Below are 6,641 nucleotides of genomic sequence, written 5' to 3'. Positions count from 1 at the left end.
CGAGGCCCGGCCGTTCAAGTGGACCAAAACCGCCGACCAGATCCTCGACCGGATCTGCCGCTACTGCTCACGCATCTCCGAACCAGCTCACTAGGCGCTCCCGGGCACCGCCTCCCTGCGGCGTGGCCCGTCTCCTTCGGGCCCCGCTGTCGCGGAGGCCCTGGGTCACAGGCCCCGGTGCCTACGTACCCTGTTCGATCGTCTCCTCGATCTCCGCCACGCGGTCCCGCTCCTCCGCCGCGAACCGCTGCGCGTCCAGTCGTTCGGCGACCTCCTCGTCCTGGGCCATCAGGAGGTCCAGGTTGGAGTTGCCCATGTCGAAGACGCCCATGTCCACGTAGGCCCGCTGGAGGCGTTCGCCCCACAGGCCGATGTCCTTGACGCAGGGGACGATGCGGCTGAACAGCAACTGGCGGAAGAGGTGCAGGAATTCGGACTGCTCGCTGAACCGCTCGGCCTCCGCCTTCGGGATGCCGAAGTTCTCCAGGACCTCGACACCGCGCAGCCTGTCCCGCATCAAGTAGCAGCCCTCGATGACGAATTCCTCGCGTTCGCGCAGTTCGGCGTCGGAGAGCTGCCGGTAGTAGTCGCGCAGGGCCATGCGGCCGAAGGCGACATGGCGTGCCTCGTCCTGCATCACGTAGGCCAGGATCTGTTTCGGCAGCGGCTTGTCGGTGGTGTCCCTGATCATCCCGAAGGCGGCCAGGGCCAGTCCCTCGATCAGGACCTGCATCCCCAGGTAGGGCATGTCCCAGCGGGAGTCGCGGAGCGTGTCGCCCAGGAGGGACTGGAGGTTGTCGTTGATCGGGTAGAGCATGCCGATCTTCTCGTGCAGGAAGCGGGCGTAGACCTCCGCGTGCCGGGCCTCGTCCATGGTCTGGGTGGCCGAGTAGAACTTGGCGTCGAGGTCGGGCACCGATTCGACGATGCGCGCCGCGCAGATCATGGCTCCCTGTTCACCGTGCAGGAACTGGCTGAACTGCCAGGAGGCGTAGTGCTTGCGCAGTTCGGCCTTGTCCCGGTCGGTCATCTTCGTCCAGTACGGGGTGCCGTACAGGGTCATCGCCTCGTCGGGAGTGCCGAGCGGATCGTCCGGGTCGACCTCCAGGCCCCAGTCGATGCGCTTCTGGCCGTCCCACTGCTTGTCCTTGCCCTTCTGGTAGAGGGCGAGCAGCCGGTCACGACCGTCGTCGTACTCCCAGTTGAAGCGGGCCGTCCCCGAGGCCGGTATCTGCCAGAGGGGATCTCCCGAGTCCGCGGCGTACAGCTCATGCGTCGGCATACCTCGCAGGCTCACACGAGGTAGACGCGCCGTCAACAAGTCCGGCACAGGGGATTGACGAGCTTGCTGACAAGCAGTCTCATAAGTGGTGACCGCCGGTAACCCCTGAAGTGATCCCGTACGACGAGGTGGGAACAGCCATGACGACGGTGACCGAAGCCGAGGTGCTCCGTGACGCGCTCGGTCTGCTCAAGGACCGGGAGCAGGTGGCCGAGCGCCTCCTCGACTCCTCCGCCAAGCACTCCTTCGACCCCGACAAGGAGCTCGACTGGGAGGCACCCTTCGAGGAGGGCAAGTGGTTCTGGCCGCCCGAGCTGGTGTCGTTGTACGACACCCCGCTGTGGCGGCGCATGAGCGAGGAGCAGCGGATCGCGTTGTCCCAGCACGAGGCGGCCGCGCTGGCCTCGCTGGGCATCTGGTTCGAGATCATCCTGATGCAGCTCCTGGTGCGGCACATCTACGACAAGGCGGCGACGAGCGCGCATGTGCGGTACGCGCTGACCGAGATCGAGGACGAGTGCCGGCACTCGAAGATGTTCGCCCGGCTGATCACGCGCGGGGGCACGCCGTACTACCCGGTGAGCCGGGCGCATCTCAACCTCGGGCGGGTCTTCAAGACCATCTCGACCACGCCGGGTTCGTTCACGGCCACGCTGCTCGGTGAGGAGATCCTCGACTGGATGCAGCGGCTGACGTTCCCGGACGAGCGGGTGCAGACCCTCGTCCGGGGGGTCACGCGGATCCACGTCGTGGAGGAGGCGCGGCATGTCCGTTACGCCCGGGAGGAGTTGCGGCGGCAGATGGTCTCCGCGCCGCGGTGGTCGCAGGAGTTCACCCGGATCACCTCGGGCGAGTTCGCCCGGGTGTTCTCGGTGGCCTTCGTCAACCCCGAGGTGTACACGAACGTCGGGCTCGACAAGCGCGAGGCCCTGGCGCAGGTGAAGGCCAGTGGGCATCGGCGGGATGTGATGCAGACCGGGGCCAAGAAGCTGACGGACTTCCTGGACGAGATCGGGGTGCTGCGGGGGGCGGGGCGGCGGCTTTGGAAGGCGTCGGGGCTGCTGGCCTGAGGCGGGGCCCTGCCGGGCGGTGTCGGGCTCGGGTCCGGGCTCGGCTGGGTCCCGGCTTCGGGCTCGGCTGGGTCCCGGCTTCGGGATCGGCTGGGTCCCGGCTTCGGGATCGGCTGGGTCCCGGCTTCGGGATCGGCTGGGTCCCGGCTTCGGGATCGGCTTCGGACTCCGCTTCGGACTCCGCTTCGGACTCCGCTTCGGACTCCGCTTCGGACTCCGCTTCGGACTCGGCTTCGGACTCGGCTTCGGACTCGGCTTCGGACTCGGCTGGGGTTTCGGGGCAGGGATCGGTCGGTCGGGGGCGCGCCCAAGGGGTGCGGGGGCGGGGCCGCGCCGGTACATCCGCCCGCATCCGAACGGATCCTGACCGGCGTTCCATGGGGGCGTCTGTTGTGATCCGTCCGGCTGCGGGCATTCGATGTACCGGCACGTCCCCTCGCGTTGTCCGGCGGCTGCCGCTGAGTGGGGGCTTGCGTGGCGGCCTCTCGATGTCCGGCAATGTGCTCCGCCCGCGAGGGGGCGCCTTGCGTGGCGGCCTCTCGATGTCCGGTGCTGTGCTCCGCCCGCAGGGGGGCGGCTTGCGTGGCGGCCTCTCGATGTCCGGCATTGTGCTCCGCCCGCGAGGGGGCGCCTCGCGTGGCGGCCTCTCGATGTCCGGCATTGTGCTCCGCCCGCGAGGGGGGCGGCTTGCGTGGTGGGCCAGCCCTCCATGTCCGGCGATGTGCTCCGCTGCCGGGGGGCGGCTTGTGAGTCGGCCTCTCCATGTACGCCGCTGTGTCCGCCCGTGTGGGGGACGGCTTGTGTGTCGGGGTCTTCTTGTCCGGCCTTGTGGTTCGCCGTCGGGGGGCGGCTTGCGGGCGTGGTGCTTCCACATGCGCGGTGGTGCGGGGACGGGGGCGGTGGGTGGGGTGATTCCCGGTCTGCGTCGTACGGGGAGGTGTGCGGGTGGGCGGTTACGCTGCCCGTCATGACCTCGCAGGCTTCCACCCCCGCCTACCGTCGGCTCAGTGTCGAGGAGCGGCGGAGTCAGTTGCTCGAAGCCGCGCTGTCCCTGTTCGCCCAGCGGGTGCCCGAGGAGGTGTCGCTGGACGATGTGGCGGAGGCGGCCGGGGTCTCGCGGCCGCTCGTGTACCGGTATTTCCCGGGCGGGAAGCAGCAGTTGTACGAGGCTGCCCTGCGGTCCGCCGCCGAGGAGCTGGAGCACTGTTTCGCGGAGCCTCCTCAGGGGCCGCTCACCGAGCGGCTGTCCCGGGCGCTGGACCGGTATCTCGCGTTCGTGGACCAGCACGACGCCGGCTTCAGCGCGCTGCTGCAGGGCGGGAGCGTCATCGAGACCTCGCGGACCACGGCCATAGTCGACGGGGTCCGGCGGGCGGCGGCGGAGCACATTCTCGATCATCTGGGGGTGAAGGGTCCCGGGCCCCGGCTGCGGATGACCGTACGGATGTGGATCACGGCCGTCGAGGCGGCCTCGCTGATCTGGCTCGACGAGGACAAGGAACCGCCGCTGGACGAGCTGCGGGACTGGCTCGTCGAGCAGTTCGTGGCGGCGCTCGTGGCGAGCGCGGGGAGCGATCCGCAGACCGCGGCGGTGGTCCGGGCCTCGCTCGCGATGGAGCGCCCCGAGGGCATCGCGGGGGCACTGGTCCGCCGGGTGCTGCCCGTTGTCGAGGATGCGGCCCACCTGCTGTGACACTGGTCCGGTGAAGAGCGAAGACACCCCCTTTGTCGGCGGCCCGCTGGACGGGCGCGTCGTGCCCGTGCTGCTCGGCATCACCGGGCACCCGCCGAAGATCTACCGGATTCCGGTGCCCGACCCGGACGGCGGCAAGCCCACCGTGCTGGTCTACCGGCGCGTCCAGTCGGCCACCAGCAAGCGGCTCGGGCTCCATCAGGGGTGGAAGTACGAGTACGACCCCGAGGGCGGCACCTCGGGGAGCCGGTTCAAGCTGCCCTGGTCCCCGGGCACGCACAAGGGCGGGGACAGCGGCGGCGCCACGCCGGGCGGCAACGCCGACGAGTGACCTTCTTGGGCCGAAGCGGTCACCCGGCGCGCGCGAGCGAAGCCGTGGGCCGATCCTGCCGGTGCGAGACGGGTGGTGGACGGGCCACCCCGGTAACGGAGGTGATGGCGTGTCAGGAAGGCTTCTGCGTCTGCTGTGCACGGGAGCGGTGGCGGCCGGGGCGTTGCTCTCGCCCACACCGGCGGTGGCCGCCCCGGAGCCCGGCCAGGGCTCCGGAACCGACGCCCAGCGGTCCGTGGCCTCGTTGCTGACGGATCTTCAGCGCGCCTACCGGGACGCCGAACGCGCCACCGAGACGTACAACGGCACCGCGGAAAAACTGAAGAAGCAGCGCGCGGAGGTCGCCAGGCTCGACACCGGCCTCGCCAGGGCACGCCTCTCGCTCCAGGACAGCCGCGGCGCCGCGGGGCGGCTGGCCCGGCAGCAGTACCAGAGCAGCGACGACCTCTCCACGTACCTGAAGCTCCTGCTCGCCCGGGATCCGCAGCACGCCCTCGACCAGGGACACCTGATCGGACAGTTGTCGCTGGAGCGGGCCGAGACGGTGCGGCGGGTCGCGGGCGGCGAGAAGCACACCGAGGTGCTCGCGCGTGCGGCCCGCAAGGCGCTGGACGGTCAGCTCTCGCTCGCCGAACGGCAGAAGACGGATCGGGACGAGGTGCGCAGGCGACTCGACGACGTCCAGCGGCTGCTCGCCTCGCTGACCGCCGAGCAGATCGCCGAACTGGAGAGGTCCGAGAAGTCGGGGACGGCCACGGCGCAGAAGAAGGTCATGGCCTCCGGCGCGCTCAGCAGCGTCCGGCCGCCCTCGCGGGCGGGCGAGGAAGCGCTGCGCTACGCCGTCGAGCAGATCGGGAAGCCGTACGAGTGGGGCGCCGAGGGCCCGGCGGCCTACGACTGCTCGGGGCTGACGTCACAGGCCTGGGACCGGGCCGGCCGCCCCATCCCCCGCACCAGCCAGGAACAGTGGGCCCAGCTCCCGAGGATCCCGCTGAACAAGCTGCGCCCCGGTGATCTGGTGCTCTACTTCCCCGAGGCCACCCACGTCGCCATCTACCTGGGCGACGGGATGGTCGTGCAGGCGCCGCGCCCGGGGGCGACGATCAAGGTGTCCCCCATCGCCGCGAACCCGCTGCTCGGCGCGGTGCGCCCGGATCCGGACGGGAAGTCCCTGCGGCACTACACGCCGCCGAAGCTCCCCGAGCAGGCCACCGAAGGAACCGACGAGGGCTACGCCTCCGTCGCGCCGGTGACCGACGCCGGTTAGGCGGCCGGCTTGCTTCGGCAGAGCTTGAATCGGGCGCTTTCCAGGGGCTGTTCACCTGCGGTGGGCGTGGGATTTGAACACGCGGTGACTCGCGCCACGACGGTTTTCGCGACCGTGTGCGGGACACGGCCTGCGAGTTACCCCCGATCACCTGACCGGCACGATCAGAGGGGGCGTGCACAACTCCATTACGGAGCGGGCGCATCGACGCTTGCTTCGCCGGGTCCACCTGGTCCGTCACGGGCTCACGCAGAACAAAGTAGGCGAAGTTAGGCCCTATACATCCACGCGTGATCACCGATCGGCCGCTGCCAGGTAACTTTTTGACCGGTGTGATCAAGCCCTCTACATTCCACGCTGGCCTGTTCTTTTCGGACCGGCCCCACCACTAGTCCCTGGGGGGGACCCATGCACTGGTACCTCGACGTCCTCAAGAAGTACGCCACCTTCAACGGCCGCGCCCGCCGCCAGGAATACTGGATGTTCGCGCTCATCAACGTGATCATCTATGTCGCGCTGTTGGTCATCGACCTCAGCCTCCTCGGCACCGGTGTCATCGCCCCGCTCTACGAGCTCGCCGTCCTGCTCCCGAGCCTCGCGGTCGGCGTCCGCCGCCTCCACGACACCGGACGCTCCGGCTGGTGGACGTTCATCGCTCTTGTCCCGCTGGTGGGCGGCATCATCCTGCTGGTCTTCCTGGCCAGCGACACCAAGCCGGAGGCGAACCAGTACGGCCCGAGCCCGAAGCTGGCCGGCGCGGCTGTCTGACGTTCGCCCGCTCACGGTGGCCCGTCGTCCCAGGAGGGTGGCAGGCCACCGTTGCTGACCGTTCTCACGAGAGCCACGTCAGCCGCGAACCGTGCGTTCCCCGCGTTCCCGGTCCGGCGCAAAGCCACCGAGGACACCGGGCACTCACGGTAGTTGGACCCGAAAGCGGCCCCCGACCTGGTAGGTCGGGGGCCGCTTTCCTTGCTCACCGTGCGGACGCGGCCGGATGT

At 69.6% G+C, this 6,641-nt stretch carries 6 protein-coding genes; 5 read left to right on the top strand and 1 reads right to left on the bottom strand.

All coding sequences use genetic code 11. The features are described 5' to 3' along the window. Nucleotides 1-181: 181 nt before the first annotated feature. Nucleotides 182-1,282: a ferritin-like domain-containing protein gene (locus tag ACIQRL_RS20955; RefSeq protein ID WP_401333312.1), complete on the bottom strand. Its 1,101-nt coding sequence runs from the start codon at nt 1,280-1,282 to the stop codon at nt 182-184. A 140-nt stretch (nt 1,283-1,422) separates the two neighbouring features. Between ACIQRL_RS20955 and ACIQRL_RS20950 the strand changes: the two genes are divergently transcribed. The 5 genes from ACIQRL_RS20950 to ACIQRL_RS20930 all read left to right on the top strand — a co-directional run bounded on the left by ACIQRL_RS20950 (nt 1,423) and on the right by ACIQRL_RS20930 (nt 6,411). Beyond that, nucleotides 1,423-2,352 (top strand): diiron oxygenase, encoded by a 930-nt coding sequence (locus tag ACIQRL_RS20950; RefSeq protein WP_401333309.1) that lies wholly within the window; start codon nt 1,423-1,425, stop codon nt 2,350-2,352. Between the two features lie 967 nt (nt 2,353-3,319). Next, nucleotides 3,320-4,045: a TetR/AcrR family transcriptional regulator gene (locus ACIQRL_RS20945; RefSeq protein WP_401333307.1), complete on the top strand. Its 726-nt coding sequence runs from the start codon at nt 3,320-3,322 to the stop codon at nt 4,043-4,045. Nucleotides 4,046-4,055: 10 nt separating this feature from the next. Further along, nucleotides 4,056-4,376, top strand: coding sequence for a hypothetical protein (locus tag ACIQRL_RS20940; protein WP_401333304.1), 321 nt, complete (start codon nt 4,056-4,058; stop codon nt 4,374-4,376). 109 nt (nt 4,377-4,485) lie between these two features. Continuing rightward, nucleotides 4,486-5,643: an NlpC/P60 family protein gene (locus ACIQRL_RS20935; protein ID WP_401333301.1), complete on the top strand. Its 1,158-nt coding sequence runs from the start codon at nt 4,486-4,488 to the stop codon at nt 5,641-5,643. Between the two features lie 408 nt (nt 5,644-6,051). Further along, nucleotides 6,052-6,411 carry a DUF805 domain-containing protein gene (locus ACIQRL_RS20930; protein ID WP_401333299.1) on the top strand — a complete coding sequence of 120 codons (360 nt, stop codon included), beginning with the start codon at nt 6,052-6,054 and terminating at the stop codon, nt 6,409-6,411. Nucleotides 6,412-6,641: the final 230 nt, after the last annotated feature.

The organism is Streptomyces sp. NPDC091209 (genome assembly GCF_044757755.1).
GTDB lineage: Bacteria > Actinomycetota > Actinomycetes > Streptomycetales > Streptomycetaceae > Streptomyces.
The sequence above is the reverse complement of the archived record's forward strand: the minus strand, read 5'-3'. Positions and strand labels throughout refer to the sequence as shown.

What these genes read in the sequence shown, in the direction of transcription:
- ACIQRL_RS20945 (WP_401333307.1), top strand. Translation starts at nt 3,320, where the DNA reads ATGACCTCGCAGGCTTCCACCCCCGCCTACCGTCGGCTCAGTGTCGAG.
- ACIQRL_RS20950 (WP_401333309.1), top strand. Translation starts at nt 1,423, where the DNA reads ATGACGACGGTGACCGAAGCCGAGGTGCTCCGTGACGCGCTCGGTCTG.
- ACIQRL_RS20930 (WP_401333299.1), top strand. Translation starts at nt 6,052, where the DNA reads ATGCACTGGTACCTCGACGTCCTCAAGAAGTACGCCACCTTCAACGGC.
- ACIQRL_RS20955 (WP_401333312.1), bottom strand. Translation starts at nt 1,282, where the DNA reads ATGCCGACGCATGAGCTGTACGCCGCGGACTCGGGAGATCCCCTCTGG.